Annotated in this window: 17 protein-coding genes; 4 read left to right on the top strand and 13 right to left on the bottom strand. The window is 31.2% G+C overall.

What is annotated here, in order from left to right; all coding sequences use genetic code 11:
- Nucleotides 1–306: 306 nt before the first annotated feature.
- The 4 genes from FDN13_RS11090 to FDN13_RS11075 all read right to left on the bottom strand — a co-directional run bounded on the left by FDN13_RS11090 (nt 307) and on the right by FDN13_RS11075 (nt 4,706).
- Nucleotides 307–738 carry a phosphate-starvation-inducible PsiE family protein gene (locus tag FDN13_RS11090; protein WP_138980427.1) on the bottom strand — a complete coding sequence of 144 codons (432 nt, stop codon included), beginning with the start codon at nt 736–738 and terminating at the stop codon, nt 307–309.
- Between the two features lie 23 nt (nt 739–761).
- The gene (locus FDN13_RS11085; protein ID WP_138981083.1) at nt 762–1,466 is read right to left on the bottom strand and encodes a LytR/AlgR family response regulator transcription factor; all 705 of its coding nucleotides are present in this window, start codon (nt 1,464–1,466) and stop codon (nt 762–764) included.
- 16 nt (nt 1,467–1,482) lie between these two features.
- Nucleotides 1,483–3,159, bottom strand: a complete 1,677-nt coding sequence (locus tag FDN13_RS11080) for a sensor histidine kinase (RefSeq protein ID WP_138980425.1) — start codon at nt 3,157–3,159, stop codon at nt 1,483–1,485.
- Nucleotides 3,160–3,278: 119 nt separating this feature from the next.
- Entirely contained in the window at nt 3,279–4,706 is a 1,428-nt protein-coding gene (locus tag FDN13_RS11075; RefSeq protein ID WP_138980423.1) for a carbon starvation CstA family protein, read from the bottom strand.
- Nucleotides 4,707–4,935: 229 nt separating this feature from the next.
- Between FDN13_RS11075 and FDN13_RS11070 the strand changes: the two genes are divergently transcribed.
- On the top strand, nt 4,936–6,282 hold the full coding sequence (locus FDN13_RS11070; protein ID WP_138980421.1) for an aminotransferase class V-fold PLP-dependent enzyme: 1,347 nt from the start codon (nt 4,936–4,938) through the stop codon (nt 6,280–6,282).
- Between the two features lie 125 nt (nt 6,283–6,407).
- Here the strand turns inward: FDN13_RS11070 and tnpA are convergent, their stop codons facing one another.
- The 3 genes from tnpA to FDN13_RS11055 form a co-directional block, all read right to left on the bottom strand.
- Entirely contained in the window at nt 6,408–6,881 is a 474-nt protein-coding gene (tnpA, locus tag FDN13_RS11065) for an IS200/IS605 family transposase (RefSeq protein ID WP_138978540.1), read from the bottom strand.
- Between the two features lie 197 nt (nt 6,882–7,078).
- Nucleotides 7,079–8,293 carry a S1C family serine protease gene (locus FDN13_RS11060; RefSeq protein ID WP_243120214.1) on the bottom strand — a complete coding sequence of 405 codons (1,215 nt, stop codon included), beginning with the start codon at nt 8,291–8,293 and terminating at the stop codon, nt 7,079–7,081.
- 110 nt (nt 8,294–8,403) lie between these two features.
- On the bottom strand, nt 8,404–9,183 hold the full coding sequence (locus FDN13_RS11055) for a M15 family metallopeptidase (RefSeq protein WP_138981081.1): 780 nt from the start codon (nt 9,181–9,183) through the stop codon (nt 8,404–8,406).
- A gap of 288 nt (nt 9,184–9,471) precedes the next feature.
- Here FDN13_RS11055 and FDN13_RS14600 point away from each other — a divergent pair, with 288 nt between their 5' ends.
- From FDN13_RS14600 to FDN13_RS11040, 3 genes are all read left to right on the top strand, one after another.
- Nucleotides 9,472–10,551 carry an amidase domain-containing protein gene (locus FDN13_RS14600; RefSeq protein WP_138980419.1) on the top strand — a complete coding sequence of 360 codons (1,080 nt, stop codon included), beginning with the start codon at nt 9,472–9,474 and terminating at the stop codon, nt 10,549–10,551.
- An 83-nt stretch (nt 10,552–10,634) separates the two neighbouring features.
- The gene (locus FDN13_RS11045; RefSeq protein ID WP_138980417.1) at nt 10,635–10,856 is read left to right on the top strand and encodes a hypothetical protein; all 222 of its coding nucleotides are present in this window, start codon (nt 10,635–10,637) and stop codon (nt 10,854–10,856) included.
- A 49-nt stretch (nt 10,857–10,905) separates the two neighbouring features.
- Nucleotides 10,906–11,364: a DUF441 domain-containing protein gene (locus tag FDN13_RS11040; protein ID WP_138980414.1), complete on the top strand. Its 459-nt coding sequence runs from the start codon at nt 10,906–10,908 to the stop codon at nt 11,362–11,364.
- A gap of 108 nt (nt 11,365–11,472) precedes the next feature.
- Here the strand turns inward: FDN13_RS11040 and arcC are convergent, their stop codons facing one another.
- The 6 genes from arcC to FDN13_RS11010 all read right to left on the bottom strand — a co-directional run bounded on the left by arcC (nt 11,473) and on the right by FDN13_RS11010 (nt 17,521).
- A complete protein-coding gene (gene arcC, locus FDN13_RS11035) occupies nt 11,473–12,423 on the bottom strand; it encodes a carbamate kinase (RefSeq protein ID WP_138980412.1) in 951 nt (316 codons plus the stop codon).
- An 80-nt stretch (nt 12,424–12,503) separates the two neighbouring features.
- Nucleotides 12,504–13,493 carry an ornithine carbamoyltransferase gene (gene argF, locus FDN13_RS11030; protein ID WP_138980410.1) on the bottom strand — a complete coding sequence of 330 codons (990 nt, stop codon included), beginning with the start codon at nt 13,491–13,493 and terminating at the stop codon, nt 12,504–12,506.
- Between the two features lie 35 nt (nt 13,494–13,528).
- Nucleotides 13,529–14,758 carry an arginine deiminase gene (arcA, locus tag FDN13_RS11025; RefSeq protein WP_138980408.1) on the bottom strand — a complete coding sequence of 410 codons (1,230 nt, stop codon included), beginning with the start codon at nt 14,756–14,758 and terminating at the stop codon, nt 13,529–13,531.
- A 308-nt stretch (nt 14,759–15,066) separates the two neighbouring features.
- A complete protein-coding gene (locus FDN13_RS11020) occupies nt 15,067–15,705 on the bottom strand; it encodes an HDIG domain-containing metalloprotein (RefSeq protein WP_138980406.1) in 639 nt (212 codons plus the stop codon).
- 130 nt (nt 15,706–15,835) lie between these two features.
- Nucleotides 15,836–16,384, bottom strand: coding sequence for an NADH peroxidase (locus FDN13_RS11015; protein ID WP_138980403.1), 549 nt, complete (start codon nt 16,382–16,384; stop codon nt 15,836–15,838).
- A 183-nt stretch (nt 16,385–16,567) separates the two neighbouring features.
- The gene (locus FDN13_RS11010) at nt 16,568–17,521 is read right to left on the bottom strand and encodes a hypothetical protein (protein WP_138980401.1); all 954 of its coding nucleotides are present in this window, start codon (nt 17,519–17,521) and stop codon (nt 16,568–16,570) included.
- Between the last annotated feature and the right edge of the window lie 145 nt (nt 17,522–17,666).

Here is a 17,666-nt window from a genome sequence, read left to right as displayed (position 1 = left end):
CTATTTTATTAAAAAGATATATAATAGCTTTCAGGCTATTGAAAAGTTTGTTTTTGTTAAGCCCTGTGAAGGATTTCCCTGGCACTTACTCATTTTGCTGAGCAATTCTAAGCTTTTCTTTGTTTTCAAAATTTAAAAAGCAAGATTTGTTAAAACTTATGAGAGATGCCTTTTTGAAATACATTCACGGGGCTCTTGTAAAGTTCCTAACATTAAAAGGCTTTGTGGACAATCTAAAAGCTATATAATAGCTTAAGAAACTACTATATAAAAATAAAAAATAGCCATTTATTAACAGCATTATTTCTAATCTTCATTATTGGTTTTTTCATTATAGCATACACTTTTTCTTAATATATAATATCCTAAGCACAGAGCAGCAAGTACTAAAGATATACCTATTAATGTTGTGCTACTGAGAACTTTCACATCTAATATAATTATCTTTCTTGTAATAGCAATTATTGCTGCCATTATTACAGCTTCTACAACTTTAAAAGACTTTTCTGTATAATATACCTTCATAGTTTCAACAAGCTCTATTCCTACCAATATAAGCATAAAAAATCCTAAGACATCAAGCAATTTATTTATATCCATTAGCAAAACAGGTGGTGTCAATAAAGTTTTGGCAATAACAATCCCAAGCTCTAACACAGATACAGCTATTACAATAAAAAGCATTAATATTAAAACTGTAATTATTGCCTTTTCAAATTTTTCAATGAGTTTTAACATAACCCTCTCCCCCTTATAAAATTTTAAATTATATTCATTATAGACTTAAATTTCGCAATATTGTTTCTACTAACAGGTATATTTGTATCTATTCCTTCAACTTTTAAAACATAAGTATTGTTAAACCACGGTATAATCTCTATTATTTTATTTATATTTACGATGAAGGACCTATGGCATCTAAAAAAATTCTTTTCAGGAAGTTTCTTTGAAAAATCTGAGATGCTTGTTACAACAACATACTTATCATTTTTAGTATAAACATAAACTTCCCTTTCGTGTGCTTCACAATAACAAATATCATTTATATTAACAACTACCATCTTCTCATCTTTCCAAAGAGTTATCTTATCACTATAAATATTCTTTTTAATCGATTTTTCTATTTTTGATAAGGTTGCAACAATCCTTGTTTCCGAATAAGGCTTTAATATATAATCAAAAGCATCGATTTCAAAGGCATCAGCAGCATAATCCCTATAAGCTGTAACAAAAATAATAAGAGGTTTTATTTCAAATGAGTTTATTATCTCTCCAAGGCTTATACCATTTAATTTAGGCATATTAATATCAAGGAAGACTACATCTGGCCTATTATCTTTAATAGATTCAAGAGCCTTTACAGAATCATCAAACTCTCCTATTATTTTAAGACTGCTAAAATTGTTTATAAAATACGCCAATTCCTGCCTTGCAGGATACTCATCATCAACTATAATGCAATTCATAAAATCACTTCCTATTTTAAACGTTATTTTTTTCATAAACTTCAAAGCTAACTCTTGTTCCCTGTGAAAGTCTTTCAATAATAAGCCCTTTTCCGTATAAGTATCTTAATCTGCTGTCAACATTACTTATACCTATTTTATTTTCTTTCATTTTGCCTTCATATACAAGCTTTATTATATCTTCCTTAATACCAATACCATCATCTTCTACCTCTATTTTATACCTATTACTTTCAATTCTTCTAACCGCTATCTTAACATTGCCATATCCTTTTCCTTCCAATATTCCATGTTTTATAGAATTTTCAACAAGAGGCTGGATAATAAGCGATGGTACTTTAACATCCAAAGTATCATCAACATCATATATAACATTTAATTTATCTCCAAACCTTGCTTTTTCAATTTCAACATAAGCCCTAACCTGTTCAAGCTCTTTGCTTAATTCTACAAGCTCATTTCCTAATTCAAGATTATACCTTAAATATGTTGAAAGGTTTATTATAAGATCCCGAGCTTTTGCTGTATCAAAACGCATAAATGATACTATTGTATTTAAAGCATTGAATAAAAAATGGGGATTTATCTGCCTTTGAAGTGCTTTAATCTCTGCTCTTGCAGCAAGTTCTTTAAACTGCTCAAGTCTGCTTATCTCAAACTGTGTTGAGATAATATGTGATAAGCCCTCCGCTAATGTTTTATTACTAAAGGATATCGCATTCTCCTTGGCATAATATATCTTAAGAGTGCCTATCACCTCTTTACCTTCGGTTAATGGAGCTATGATTGCAGATTTTAATTGGCAGCCTGGTTCTCTGCACTTTATTTCTGAAGGATGGCTTAAACAAAGTAGATTACCTTCTTTTATAACTCTTTCCGTTGCCTCAGTAAGCAAATTTTCTCCTACAATATGATGATCCTCTCCTATTCCAACATGAGCAAGTATTTGAGTTTTATCAGTAATAGATACTGCATCTGCCCCAGTATATTTTCTAATTATCTCACATATCTTCTTTAAAGAATCTCCATTTATATCCCTAAAATATGGCAAAGTCTTATTTGCAATTTCAAGGGCTATATATGCCTGCTTTGCTGCAATTTCTTCTTCCTTTTCAAATATACTTTGTATCATAACGATAAGCAGACTAACTCCAATTCCATTGGTAAACCCCATTGGAACATAAATAGTCCTTATTATTTTTATAGCCTGTGAATAGGGCCTTGATAGGAGCAATATCAATAACATTTCAATACTTTCCATCAATATTCCACCAATAAGCCCATAAAGCCATTTATTTCTTTCATTTGCCTTATTATAAATGATTGAAGAGACTGCTCCTCCAAGTATTGTAGCTATTGAACAAGGAACGGCAGTTAATGTACCAAAAGGAACAAGTAATCTGTGAATCCCTGCAATAAGACCTGCTGAAATGCCAATATAAGGACCACAAAGTATTCCTCCTGCCATAACACCAATAAGCCTCGTATTTGCTATTGCACCATTTATCTCTGTACCCGCATAAGTCCCAAGTATCCCAAATCCTCCAAACAATAATGATAGGATTAAAAAATCCATCTTGTTTGGGTTACTTTTTACTATTATTCTTTTTATAAAACCAAAATTTGAAATAAGAAATGCAATAACTATTATATATGCTAAATTGCTAAATAGATTTCTTAAAAGATATGTCATATTTATCACACCATTCTACATTTGTATACATTATAACAAATATCTTATTTATTATAAATAGTATAATCCTTAAAAGAGCCTGATAGAAATTTATCTATCAGGCTCTTTTAAATTCATCTTTATGCTGCCTGTTTTAAAGCTGCTTTTTTTCTATTATTTGATGCAAATAAGAATATTCCAAAAAGAAGAATTGCAACCACTGTACCAATTGGATATGCAATTGATTTTGAAATCTTAAACCCTTCTGGAGCAACAAGTATATAAGTTACTGATACAGCTGTCATAAATGTTGCTGGAATTGTTGCAATCCAATGAACCTTATCTTTAAGTGTAAGATACATTGCTGAAGCCCAAAGAACTATCATAGCAAGAGTCTGGTTTGACCATGCAAAATATCTCCATACAACATTAAAATCTATCTTTGTAAGAATAAATCCTATTATGAATAAAGGTATACTAATAAGAAGTCTATTTTTTATTGGTCCCTGTTTTAATTTTAAAAAGTCAGCAATTGTAAGTCTTGCACTTCTAAATGCAGTATCTCCTGATGTAATAGGGCAAGCTACAACTCCAAGTATCGCAAGAGCTCCGCCTATTTTTCCAAGAAGTGAGTTTGAAATTCTGCTAACAACCCAAGCTGCTCCTCCATGAGCTGCCATCTGCTTTCCAAGCTCTCCAGTGCCTCCAAAGAAAGCCATAGCTGCTGCTGCCCATATAAGTGCTATTATACCTTCAGCAATCATAGCACCGTAGAATATCTTTCTACCGTCTGACTCTTTACTTATACATCTTGCCATAAGAGGTGATTGTGTGGAATGAAATCCAGATATAGCACCACATGCTATTGTAATAAACATTAAAGGCCATATTGGAAGGTTCTTTGGATGCATATTTGTTAATGCTATTTCTGGTATTTTATATCCTCCAAATATTATTCCTCCACCAACGCCTATAGCCATTATAAGAAGTGCTATACCAAACAGAGGATATATCCTTCCTATAAGCTGGTCAATTGGGAGCAATGTTGCAAGTACATAGTATGCAAATATTGCATATATCCAGAATGTTTTATTAAATATCCCTGGTGTTAATCCAGCAAGAAGCTGTGCTGGCCCTGTTATGAATACTACACCAACAAGGATGAGAACAACAACTGAAAAAGCTCTCATAAAGTTTTTAATTCCAGAACCAAGATATTTTCCAACAACTTCAGGAATACTTGCCCCATCATGTCTTACTGAAAGCATACCTGAAAAATAATCATGAACTCCTCCTGCAAATATTGAACCTAAAACAATCCATAAAAATGCCACAGGTCCCCAAAGAGCTCCTGAAATCGCTCCAAATATTGGTCCAAGGCCTGCAATATTTAAGAACTGAATCATAAATATTTTCCATCGTGGAAGCTGAACATAATCAACACCATCTTCAAGTCTGATAGCAGGTGTTTTAATATTGTCGTCAGCTCCAAATGCTTTTTCAACTATTTTGCCGTATACTAGATAACCAACTATAAGTGCTGCAACTGACAGAAGAAATGATATCATAAATATACCCCCTTATTTTTAGTTGCTTAAGAATATTATATAAAAATATAATCAATTTTGAGTCAAATCCACATTAAATGACAAATTTGCTACATTAAATACATAAATGCACCCATAAAAATCATATTATTAAAACATTCTCATTTCTTTATACAATTTCTAAACATATTTGTAGCAATTTATTTTATAATGAATAGAATATTATAGATAACTTTTAATGGAGGAAAACATGGAGTATAGCTATGAAAATAATATTAGAGATTTAATAGTAGGTCTTGATACAAAAGTTCCTCTTTCTAACAATAAATTAGTTACACCAATTAACTTTGATAACGCAGCAACAACTCCACCTTTTATTTCTGTTTTACAGGAGATTAATAATTTTGCACCTTGGTACTCATCCATTCATAGGGGGACAGGATATAAATCCAAAATTTCATCTGACATATACGATAATTCAAGAAATGAAGTATTAAAATTTCTTGATGCTGATCCTTATTACTATACAGTTATATATGTTAAAAATACTACTGATGCAATTAACAAACTTTCAAATAGGCTTTACAGCAAAAATAAAAGATTTGTAGTTCTTTCAACATCAATGGAACACATATCAAATGACCTTCCTTGGAGAGATAAGTTTAGGGTTGACTATATAGATGTTGATAGCTTTGGAAGGCTCTCATTAAAGGATATGGAAAAAAAACTTAGAAGATATGATGGAGATGTGAAACTGGTTACAATTAGTGGTGCTTCAAATGTAACAGGATATGTAAATCCCATTCATAAGGCTGCACAAATCGCCCATAGATATAATGCCAAAATTCTTGTTGATGGGGCTCAGCTTATACCTCATAAAAAAGTCTCTATGGGCAACCCCTACTCAATTGACCATATAGACTTCATTGCATTCTCAGCCCACAAAATGTATGCTCCCTTTGGAATTGGTGTATTGATTGGCCCAAAAGAATTTTTTGATAATGGGGAACCGGACTATAAGGGAGGTGGAACTGTAAAAATAGTAACAAGGGATACAGTTATCTATGATGATGCACCTGAAAAGGATGAGGCCGGTACTCCAAATATTATGGGTGTTGTAGCACTTTTAGCTGCAATCAGAACATTAAATTCAATAGGCATAGAAAATATTGAATACCACGAAAGAACGTTATTGAAATATGCAATTGATAAACTTAAAGAAATTAAAGATATTGAGCTTTATTGTGATACTGAAAATTTAAACGACAGAGTCGCAATTATACCATTCAACCTAAAAGATATGCCTCATGAGACTCTTTCCTCAATTCTATCCTGTGAAGCTGGCATCTCTGTAAGAAGTGGATGTTTTTGTGCTCATCCTTACGTTCAAAGACTTTTAAAGATACCAGAAAAACATATAAGAAAATATTTAAAATATCCTGATAGTACAAGACCTGGCATTGTTAGAATAAGCTTTGGATTATACAATACAATTGAAGAAATAGATATATTAATAAATCTTTTAAAAGAAATATCTCAAAACAAAAACAGCTATATGCAAAGATATTGCGATGAAAATAATTTCAAAAAAATATAAATCATGACCACCCGTAAAACGGGTGGTTTGCATTAGCCCTATAAGGGCATATTACTGGCTGTGTCTAAAGACACGCTGAATTGTCTGCCAACCGCATATTTTTTTCAGGCTGCCCCTAAAGGGGCTTATTTTTTGCCTTTGTTCACCGGCTCACCCGTAAACGGGTCTATATATTCTTTCAAACTTATTTGATCATACGCTATGTCTTCCTGTAATTGATTCTTTATATACTCTTCTATCACTTTTTTATTTCTGCCTACTGTATCTACATAATATCCTTTACACCAAAACTGTCTATTCCCATACTTATATTTTAAATTTGCATGTCTATCAAATATCATCAATGAACTTTTCCCTTTTAAATATCCCATAAACTGTGCTACGCTTAATTTAGGTGGTATACTTACAAGCATATGTATATGATCCTTACATGCGTTTGCTTCTATTATTTCTACTCCTTTATATTCACATAATTTTCTTAATATCTTGCCTATGTCTTCTTTTATTTTCCCATATATTATTTGCCGTCTATATTTTGGTGCAAATACAATATGATATTTACAATTCCATTTGGTATGTGATAAACTTTCATTATCCATATTGTTTTCCTCCTTTGATTTGATTTCGGTTGGCAGACCGTTATCATTTATTCTATCAAAGGAGGAAAATTTTTTCTACCCATAGCTATAAGCTTTTTAGAACCACGGGCATAGCCCGTGGTATTCATAAAACAAAAAGTAAGGAGATATATACTAAGCTGTATGCTTTATATATCTCCTTTAATTTTAAGTTTGAATTACTCTGATAAGGTTAAATTTACTGTTACATACTTGTCATTTCTATAAACCTTTACCTTAATGGTATCTCCAGATTTATAATTTGATTTAATCTTATTAATTTCGCTTATAGAAGTTACGCTCTGACCTGCAAATTCTACAATGATATCTCCATTTTGAATACCTGCCTTTTCTGCAGGACTAAATTCTTCAACTTGTACTATATAAACTCCAACGGGAATGCTATATCTCTTTGCTAAGTCAGTAGTTATGTCCCTGCATACAATGCCTATTTTAAGTAATGGCTTACTTAAAGCACTAATCTTAGATTTAACTATGTTTATTGGAATTGCAAATCCTATACCTTCTACATTGTTTCCACTAATCTTTGCAGTATTAATTCCAATTACCTGCCCCTTTGAGTTAACAAGTGCACCTCCACTGTTGCCTGGGTTTATAGCAGCATCTGTTTGAATAAATGTTTGCTTTTTATTATTAACCTCTATTTGCCTGTTGAGTGCACTTATAACTCCAGCTGTAACCGAACCTAGAAGATCTTTGCCAAGAGGGTTCCCAATAGCAATGGCAGTTTCTCCAACTTCTAATGCATCAGAATCCCCAAATTCTGCAACCCCTGGTACTTGTACATTGTCTGTTATTTTTACAACAGCAATGTCTAAATCACTATCATAGTTTACAACCTTTGCGTTAACTTCTTTTCCATTGTTAAATATAACTTTAACCTGCTGAGCTCCTTGTACAACATGATAGTTTGTAACTATATATCCATCGCTTGAAAAAATTATACCTGAACCTACTGAATCAACTTCTTGCCCATAAACATCAAAATCATTAAAATATTGAAAGTTTTTTGTAGTAATACCAACAACAGCCGGACCAACTTTTTTAGCTATTTGAGGTATAGTAAGCTCATTTGAAGTTGTTGCTGTAAGAGTTGTAGTTGTTGTAGCAGTGTTATTAGAATTCTGAACAGGATTTGCATTTTCAAACTTTGATTCAATATATTTATTAAATACCTGCGTCTTAGGAAGTACAAAAAATCCTAATGCACCAACAACCAATCCTCCAATTATTGAACTTGCAACAGCAGTTGCAACAAAAGCCATTAACAGCTTATTTTTCTTTTTCTTTCTTTCATTCCTAACATTATTATAATCAAAATTATCGACCGGACACAAAGCTAATTCTTTTTTATCATCACGATATTCTTCCATAACCGAACCTCCTTTTTATATTTCTCTTTACATAGATAATAATATATATTTATTAAGATTTTTTTAATAAAATTTATACAATATTAAAATTAAAATTTAATAAACAGTTACTAAAAAGCTCTGTTTATAGTATCTATATAATCTTTATATTCCTTATATGAAATACTTCCATACCATACACTGCTATCCTTTATATTATTGCCAAAATATTTTGCTTTAAGTATTATTTCTGGCCTATATTCATAATGCATAATGTCAAAATGCCCCCATTTGCCTCCCCATATAAAGAAATTATTTTCAAAAGCTGACACTATTTCTTTAGGATATGATTGTAATCTTATTTGTGCCTTATCTTTTAACGTCCATCTCCAATAGTCATCCTTATTTGCAGCAAGATCAACTGCTATACCAAAGGAATGTGCACTTAGATTATTAGTTCCTGATATATATCTATAATTAAATGTACCGGATATGGGAATTATAAATTTTCTTATTTTATCATTCTTTTTTGCTATTAAAGCAATTTCATTTATAGCATTTTGAAAATATAAAGAAGCATTATTCTTTTTATTAAATTGAAAACTTCCAAAGAGGGTTTTTATAATTATAAGATTGCTTTCTATCTCCGACTTAGAACTTCCATATATATATTTAAAAAGAGCATAGCATCTTGCCCTTCCAGGATCAAAATCATTATCCATTACTTGACCAGTAAAATTTAAAGGGTAAATCTGTTCCATCATATCCTGAATATCAGCCTTTGACAGCCTCTCATCTACACTTTTTTTCTTTTTATCATCATATAATATTTTTTTACCTGAATTCATAACAATATATATAAAACCATTTTTATATTCAGCATCTCTAATATATGAAGGATAAGCTATCATAAGGCATAGTATATCTCTTTTAGCATTAATAATATATTTATCCTCTAAATCACTTAATGAAGTTATTTTTGTTTGAATATTTTGTTTTATAGGAGGGTCAGTTGAAATCTTTTTATTACAACAGTTTAAACATAAGTTTATAAAGATTAAAGCTATTATTAGAATTTTTTTCATAGTCTGCTCCCTTCAAAATCTATTTTTATAGTTTGCATCACAAACTTATTATTTTCATATAATCTAAAATATATGACTATTGGGGTGAAACATCTAATTTATGAGCAATAAAAAATACTGTTTAAATTAATATCTATTATAATACTTTTAACCATATCAGTATCAGCTTTTAATACAAAGAAAACCTTTAAAGAAAATGAACTTAAAGATGAAATAGAATACATTCTTGAAGATTATTTTAAAGAAAGATGCAACTCCCTTATTATAGGAGATTATAAAAACTTACAAAATCAATTTGATTTAACAAGCAAATATGGAAAATGGTCCTTTGAACATGAACAAAAGCGCATTAGCTTTATAAAAAAGTGGTGTGAGGCAAGAGGAACAAAATTCGTAAACGCTGAAACTAAACTTAAAATATTCAGTATAAAAGGTAATAAAGATTTAGTTAAAGTCTATTTAAGCGATATAACCAAAGTACAATATATATATGTTCAACAGGAAGACTCTCCTTTAAATGAATTTTGCTATGGTACAAGGCATTCTATAAACCTCATAAATAAGGGAGGAATCTACCTTATTACAACTGACTGGTACAATGATCCTCTTGAGGATACAATTCAAGAATCTGGAACACCTGTACAAAGTATAATTGAAAATCAAATAAATAAATATGTATGGGTTAATTATAATAGAAAAAAGGCAGTTGAATATGCAGATAAATATTGTGGAGCAAATTTTTATATAGAAGATGGATATAAATACAATAAAAAATATAGAAACTTTGCTGACTTAGGAGGAGATTGTGCTAATTTCGCATCGCAGGTTCTATCAGATAAAGATGCTGGAGGAATAAAAATGGGAGGAGGATGGCTATATATAAACGGTCAGGCAAGTGCTTCCTGGGTTAATGCAGGTGCATTTACTTATCATTTACTCTATTCTGGAAAAGCTAAACTTATTTCAAAAGGTAAATACTCTAAAGTAATAAACTCAATACAATATTTATCCCCAGGAGATATAATAGCCTATCAAAGAAAAAATGACATTGTTCATGTTTCAATTGTAACGGCTATAGATACTATGATGGTACCTCTTGTAAACTCCCATACAAATGACAGGTATCATGTACCTTGGGATTTAGGTTGGAATAGCAATGATATAACTTTTTGGCTCCTTAAAATAAATGGATAAAAGATTATTGTCATAATTATAAAATATTATGGATAAAATAAATATTAGTTTTAGATTAAATTTATCTTAAGGAGGAAAAAGGTATGAAATCAAAGGATGAAATTAAAAGAATGATACAGCAAATCGATAATCAAATACATGAAAATGAAATAGAAATTAACAATATTAGAAGAACATGGGAAGGAATAGATGTATCTTCAAATGAAAAAATCCTTCAAGCCAATGATGAAATAATGCATCTTGAAAACCAGCGTCAGGTTCTAAGCTGGATGCTTGAAGATAAATCTGAGGGCACTACTTTTTAGTTAGTGCCTTATATACATTTATTTTTTTTATTCTTTGGAGATGGTTTAATTGGAATCAAATATAATCCTTCTTATTCTTCTTGTAATGTCTGTACTTGGACGAGCCAATTCTGTTGCAGCTGCAATATGTTTTCTATTGTTATTTAAACTTTTGACAGTAGATAGATTTATATTCCCTTATCTTGAAAACGGTGGTGTATTTTGGGGACTTGTTATACTTACTTCAGCAATATTAATTCCAATAGCAAGTGGTAAAATTACACTCTTTAACATTAGAAAAGTATTCTTATCATGGATTGGAATATTAGCATTAATACTTTCTCTTTTTACAACTTATTTGAGTGGTCTTGGACTTGAGTATCTTACAATGGATGGTAGAAGCGATATAATGCCGGCTCTAATATTAGGTGCTGTCATTTCTGCTGCATTTTTAAAGGGTGTACCAGTAGGTCCTCTTGTTACATCTGGTCTTCTTGTACTGCTTTTAAGGTTTATACATAAAATCTAATCACTTTAAAAAAATTTTTCTATAAAAAGCCTATAGATCTGTTAAAGCCAGCAATATAATTGGCTATCAGACTATAGGCTTTTTATATATAGTAACTATCTTTTATTTCTACATTGTAATTACAGTACCAGTTTTACCTTTTAAAGCATCTCTTGCCTTCTCAAGGGATGTAATTATTGCCTTTCTTCCTTTCTTCGACTGAGCAAACATAACAGCAGCCTTAACCTTTGGAAGCATTGAACCAGGTGCAAAATGACCTTCCATCATATACATTTCAGCTTCTTCTATTGTCATACTTGAAAGGTTTTTCTGATTGGGTTTATTAAAATTTATAGCAACCTGTTCCACAGCAGTCAATATTACAAGTTCATCAGCATCAAGAATCTCTGCAATCTTTTCAGAAGCTAAATCTTTATCTATAACCGCAGGAACTCCCTCTAGACTGCCATCTTCTTTTTCAATAACAGGGACTCCTCCTCCTCCAACTGTAATTACTATATGGCCTGCCTCAACGAGAGTTCTAACTATCTCTTCCTCAACAACGGCCTTTGGCATAGGTGATGCAACAACTCTTCTCCATCCTCTTCCAGCATCTTCTTTCATAATATAGCCTTTTTCTTCTATAAGCTTTTTAGCCTGTTCTTGAGTAAAAAATGAGCCTACTGGCTTTGTAGGATTTTTAAAACCAGGATCATCCTTATCAACTACAACCTGAGTTACAATTGCAGCAACTTGCTTATTTATACCTCTATTTTTCATCTCCTGCCTTATTGCTTGCTGAAGGTGATATCCAATATATCCCTGACTCATTGCACCACACTCTGGAAAAGGCATTACAGGCTTTGTTTCATCAATTGAGTTTGCCGCCTCATAGGTTGCAATAATTTGACCAACCTGGGGCCCATTTCCATGGGCAATTATAACTTCATGGCCATCTTCTATTAAATCTACAATTGCTTTTGATGTGGCATGGCATGTTTCAAGTTGGGCTTCTGCTGATATATCCTTTGGGTTTGCTTGAAGTGCATTTCCTCCAAGTGCAACTACTATTCTTGCCATATTCTTCCCCTTTCATACTATATTTATATTTACATACAAAGTTTAGTAAATATCAATAGGGCGTTTATTCGCCCTATCAACTATAAAGTAGCAACCATTACTGCCTTTATAGTATGCATTCTGTTTTCTGCTTCATCAAATACAACAGAATGCTTACTTCTAAATACCTCATCAGTAACTTCCCTAATATCAAGCCCCATCTTTTCCTTTGCTTCCTTTGCAAGCTTTGTTTCAAAGTCATGGAAAGATGGCAGGCAGTGCATAAATATTACATCTGAATTTTCAGTCGCCTTAAGCATATCCATAGTAACCCTGTATGGAGTTAAAAGCCTAACTCTTTCAGCAAGCTTATCTTCTTCTCCCATTGAAGCCCAAACATCTGTATATACAACATCTGCTCCCTTTAAGCATTCTATACTATCTGAAATTTCAATTACAGCACCAGTTTCCTTTGCAACTTCTTGTACCTTTTCAACTACTTCCTTCTCTGGCCAAAGCTCCTTTGGTCCATAAGCAACATAATGCATTCCTAATTTTGCACAGCCATACATCCATGCATAAGACATGTTATTTCTTGTATCCCCAACAAATACCACTTTGACTTTTTTTAGTGGCTTTGAAACATGTTCTTCAATTGTCATAAGATCAGCAAGTATTTGTGTTGGGTGATCAACATCAGTTAAACCATTCCATACAGGAACTCCTGAATACTTTGCAAGATCTTCAACAACTGACTGTTTAAACCCTCTGTATTCAATCCCATCATAATATCTTCCAAGAACCTTTGCAGTATCTTCAAGAGATTCCTTTTTACCCATCTGTGAACTATTTGAATCAAGGAAAGTAACATGTGCTCCTTCATCTAATGCAGCAACTTCAAAAGCACATCTTGTTCTTGTTGAAGTCTTTTCAAATAGAAGAACAATGTTTTTTCCTTTTAAAAGTTCATTATGTATTCCTGCTCTCTTTTTTGCTTTCAAATCATGGGATAAGTCAAGTAAGTATCTAATTTCCTCTGGAGTAAAGTCCATAAGTGTTAAAAAACTTCTTCCTTTTAAATTAACTGGCATTTAAAAGCCCTCCTTTGTTATAATATATTTTCATTTTAATATTTTAAGTTTTCTCTCTCAAGAGGCATACTCATACATCTTGGTCCACCTCTGCCTCTTGATAGCTCTGAACTTGGTATTGGAATTACCTTAATGCCTTTTTTGTCAAGTAATTCATTTGTAACATAGTTTCTATCATAGGTTACAACAACCCCAGGAGCTATTGCAAGTGTATTAGAACCATCATTCCACTGCTCACGTCCTGCAATTATTATATCTCCGCCACCACACTTTATAAGCTCTACAGAAGGAATATTCAATGCCTTACATAAAGTCTTTTCAAGAGAACATGTAGTATGACTAAATTTAAGGCTATTACCTGCTCCTCTTGTTATTTCATAGACACTCAAAGGTCCTTGTATACCAGGATGTATAGTAAACTTATCATAATCAACCATCGTAAATACAGTATCAAGATGCATAAATGCCCTGCATTTTGGTATTTCAAAAACAAGAACTTTTTCAAAGCTCGTATCTGAATTAAAAAGATTTCTTACAACAATTTCAATTGCCTCAGGTGAAGTTCTTTCACTACAACCTATCGCCAAGATCTTATCTGAAAGTACAAGCTCATCTCCTCCTTCTATTGCAAAGGGCATCGTCCTATCATACCAAAGAGGCGTAGCACTATCTTTAAAGAATCTATGATATTTATGTATATATTTTATGAATAATGTTTCTCGTCTTCTTGCCTCAGTTCTCATTCTGTTAATAGTCAAACCATTGCCTATTGATGCCCCAGGATCTCTGGTAAAATATAGGTTTGGCATAGGATCAAGATAAAAAGGGTATTCATCCATCATCAGTTCAGAAAGAGAATGAGCATCTTTAACTTCTACTTCTTCCTTTCTAACGCCAGCCATAACCTTATTTATCATATCCCTTGTAGGCATTGAATAAAGGTATGAAAATAAAGCATCTCTAAGTCCTGAAGATAGAATTTTACTTTCAAGTAAAAATTCTTCAATAAACTCTCTTTTTACATTTTCATCTTCAACAGCCTCACAAACAAGCTCTTCAAGATAATATACCTCAACCCCATTTTCTCTTAGAATCTGTGCAAATTTATCATGTTCCTGTATTGCAATTTTAAGATAAGGTATGTCATCAAACAAAAGTCTTCCGAGATACTCAGGTACAAGGTTCTCAACTTCTTTCCCCGGTCTATGTAAAAGAACTTTTTTTAGCTTGCCTATCTCGGAGGTTACATTAATAAAAGATTTCATTAGATTACCTCCTGTTCAACTCTCAATATTATTATACATTATACATTGTATGCATAAAACTGTACAATCGTTATTTTTAATATTATATATTATTATTAATATTTTGTCCTGCCCTTCTTTGGTATTATTAAATTTTTCTATAATTCATATTTGTTAAAACAGTTATGTTTTTAATATTTATTAATGAATTTTGTATATACACATTATATTTATTCATTATTTAGCCCTTAATTGATAATAATGTGTTTATTTATACGAGTTGAACTTATTTAATGGTATATATATTAAAAATTATAAGAATTTAAACATTAAGTTTTATGTCCTTTATATTCTTTGCACTTTTCAACAAACATTTTAATACCTTTCATTTCATCCCTGACTTTTTCATCGCTCATATCTCCTCTTCCAATTCTATCACAAAGATTTAAAAGTGCTATCTCATCTAATGACACTTCTTTTAGCATCTCTCCTATACTTGAAAAGGCCATATTTTTTATTACATATAATGCTTCCATGTGCCATCTTACCATAGCAACCACTTTTTTTATGAATTCATCATCATCAGTAAATTCTTTTAAAAACTCATAAGCCATCTTACTACCAAACTTTTCATGGTTATATGATGTTACTCTTCCTTCTGTTACCCTTGTAGTTGGGGCTTTACCTATGTCATGTAAAAATGCTGCCCACATAAATACCCTTGGGTCTTTGCTCTTTTCCCTTCTACTTGCCGCTTCATCAACAACCATAAGAGTATGAGTAAAAACATCCCCTTCAGGATGATATTTTCTATTCTGTTCAATCTTCTTTAAATCATTAATCATTGTAAAAGGATAAGTTTTACTAACAAATTCATCTTCAAACAGCCTTGAGAGATAATCAGAAGGTTTTTTATCCATTAAAAGATGAATATCTATCTCTTTAAATATTTCTTTTTTATCCTTCATGGGATACCTCCGAATCAACAAACAATAACTAATATTATTTTATCCAACATATAGGTTTTATTAAACCAAAAATTAAAAACCCATATACTGTAGTATAAAAGTATATGGGTTTTCTACTATATATTCTTTATTATTCTTTAAAGTATCTTTCAAGAAGTCCTTTAAATGCTGCTCCATGCCTTGCTTCATCCTTACACATTTCATGTACTGTATCATGAATAGCATCGTAATTAAGTTCCTTTGCTCTTGTAGCAAGTTTCTTTTTACCATCACATGCACCAAACTCAGCTTCAACCCTCATCTTAAGATTCTTCTTTGTATCTGGTAAAACAACCTCACCTAAAAGTTCAGCAAATTTAGCTGCATGCTCTGCTTCCTCAAAAGCTATCCTCTTATATGCTTCAGCAACCTCTGGATAGCCTTCTCTGTCTGCTTGGCGACTCATAGCAAGATACATACCTACTTCTGTACATTCACCTAAAAAGTTTGCCCTAAGGCCTTCTAAAACCTCTGAATCTATATCCTTTGCAACTCCAATTCTATGTTCATCTGCCCACTTAAGTTCCCCTTCTTTCTTTTCAATAAATTTATCTTTAGGAGCACCACATTGTGGGCACTTATCTGGTGCTTCCTCACCTTCATGAACATATCCACATATTACACAAACCCATTTTTTCATTATTAAACCCTCCTTAAATATATTAATTTTTTATTTACAAGTATATAATATAACAATTTTATTATTTTATCAATAATTATTTTCCGTTGATAATATTTATTATTTCTTACTATATCTATATTCCTTGATTTTTTGCCTATTTATTTCATTTTTAACAAAAATAAAAAAAGTAGACATCATAGTCTACCCTTTTATTACAACAACTATATTATTTTCAAGAAATATTGTTCTTCCATTACTAAAACTCATTTCTTCATAGATTCCATACCTGTTTGTATTAATAATATTATCCTTAATTGGATTCCCCATAATGTTTATAACTTTTTGTCTTGTTAAACCTATCTTAACCTCATTATTAATTAATGAAGCCGATAGGACAGCTCCTTCATTAGATATATTTATAGCCTCCATACTCTTTTTTTCATAAAGCATGGACCATTTATTAATATCAATATATCCTTGAACTACCTTTTTAATATCTTCTGAGAGTTCGCCATTATAATTCGGATCTAGTTTCGCTATCAAATCTATTATTTGCTTATTATCTTTTTTATTGTTTCCTTGAATTTTTATAGCATTTAACAAATTAATATAATTTAACAGTTCTTCTTTTTTATTAATTAATGATGTACTGTTAATACCCATTAATTTATTTTGTGCACTTTGAAGATTTCCTTTTTTTATAAGCTCTATTGCATTATTAAAATCATCCTTAACCGCCTTTTCCTGATTTTTTGCATTTAGCTCATTTATTTTAAAATTTAAGACAAGCAAAAGTTCATTAAGATCTTTAGTATAATTATCCTTAAGCAAGCTTTTAAGTTTTGTCTTATTTGAGTTTATAAAAGCTATCGCCTTTTTATATGACTCAATTGCTTCATCATCATTTGAATATTTATCATAAAATATTTTATTAGGATATACATAAATATAAATATCATTGGCATCCTTATAAAAAGGAATTAACTGTATATGTTCTAAAGCTTTTCCCCAATTTCCATATTTCATGTAATTAATAGAACTTTGATAGTCCTTTTCTGCCTTTCCACTTTCATAAAATATTATAATAAATATACCTACTATAAATACTAAAACAATTGAAATTATAATTTTTAATATCGTTAAAAACTTTTCCATTGTATTCATCACCTTATATAAAATTCTCTTCAATAGTATAGCATAAAAATATATTTAATTTAATAGAAAATAATGTTACTATATACTTTGTATGAATAAATAAATATATTTAGTATTTGTTATTATTAACAAAATATCTTATAAG

Source organism: Caloramator sp. E03 (assembly GCF_006016075.1).
Taxonomy (GTDB): domain Bacteria; phylum Bacillota; class Clostridia; order Clostridiales; family Caloramatoraceae; genus Caloramator_B.
Note: the sequence above shows the minus strand (reverse complement) of the source record. Positions and strands in the feature narration are given on the sequence as shown.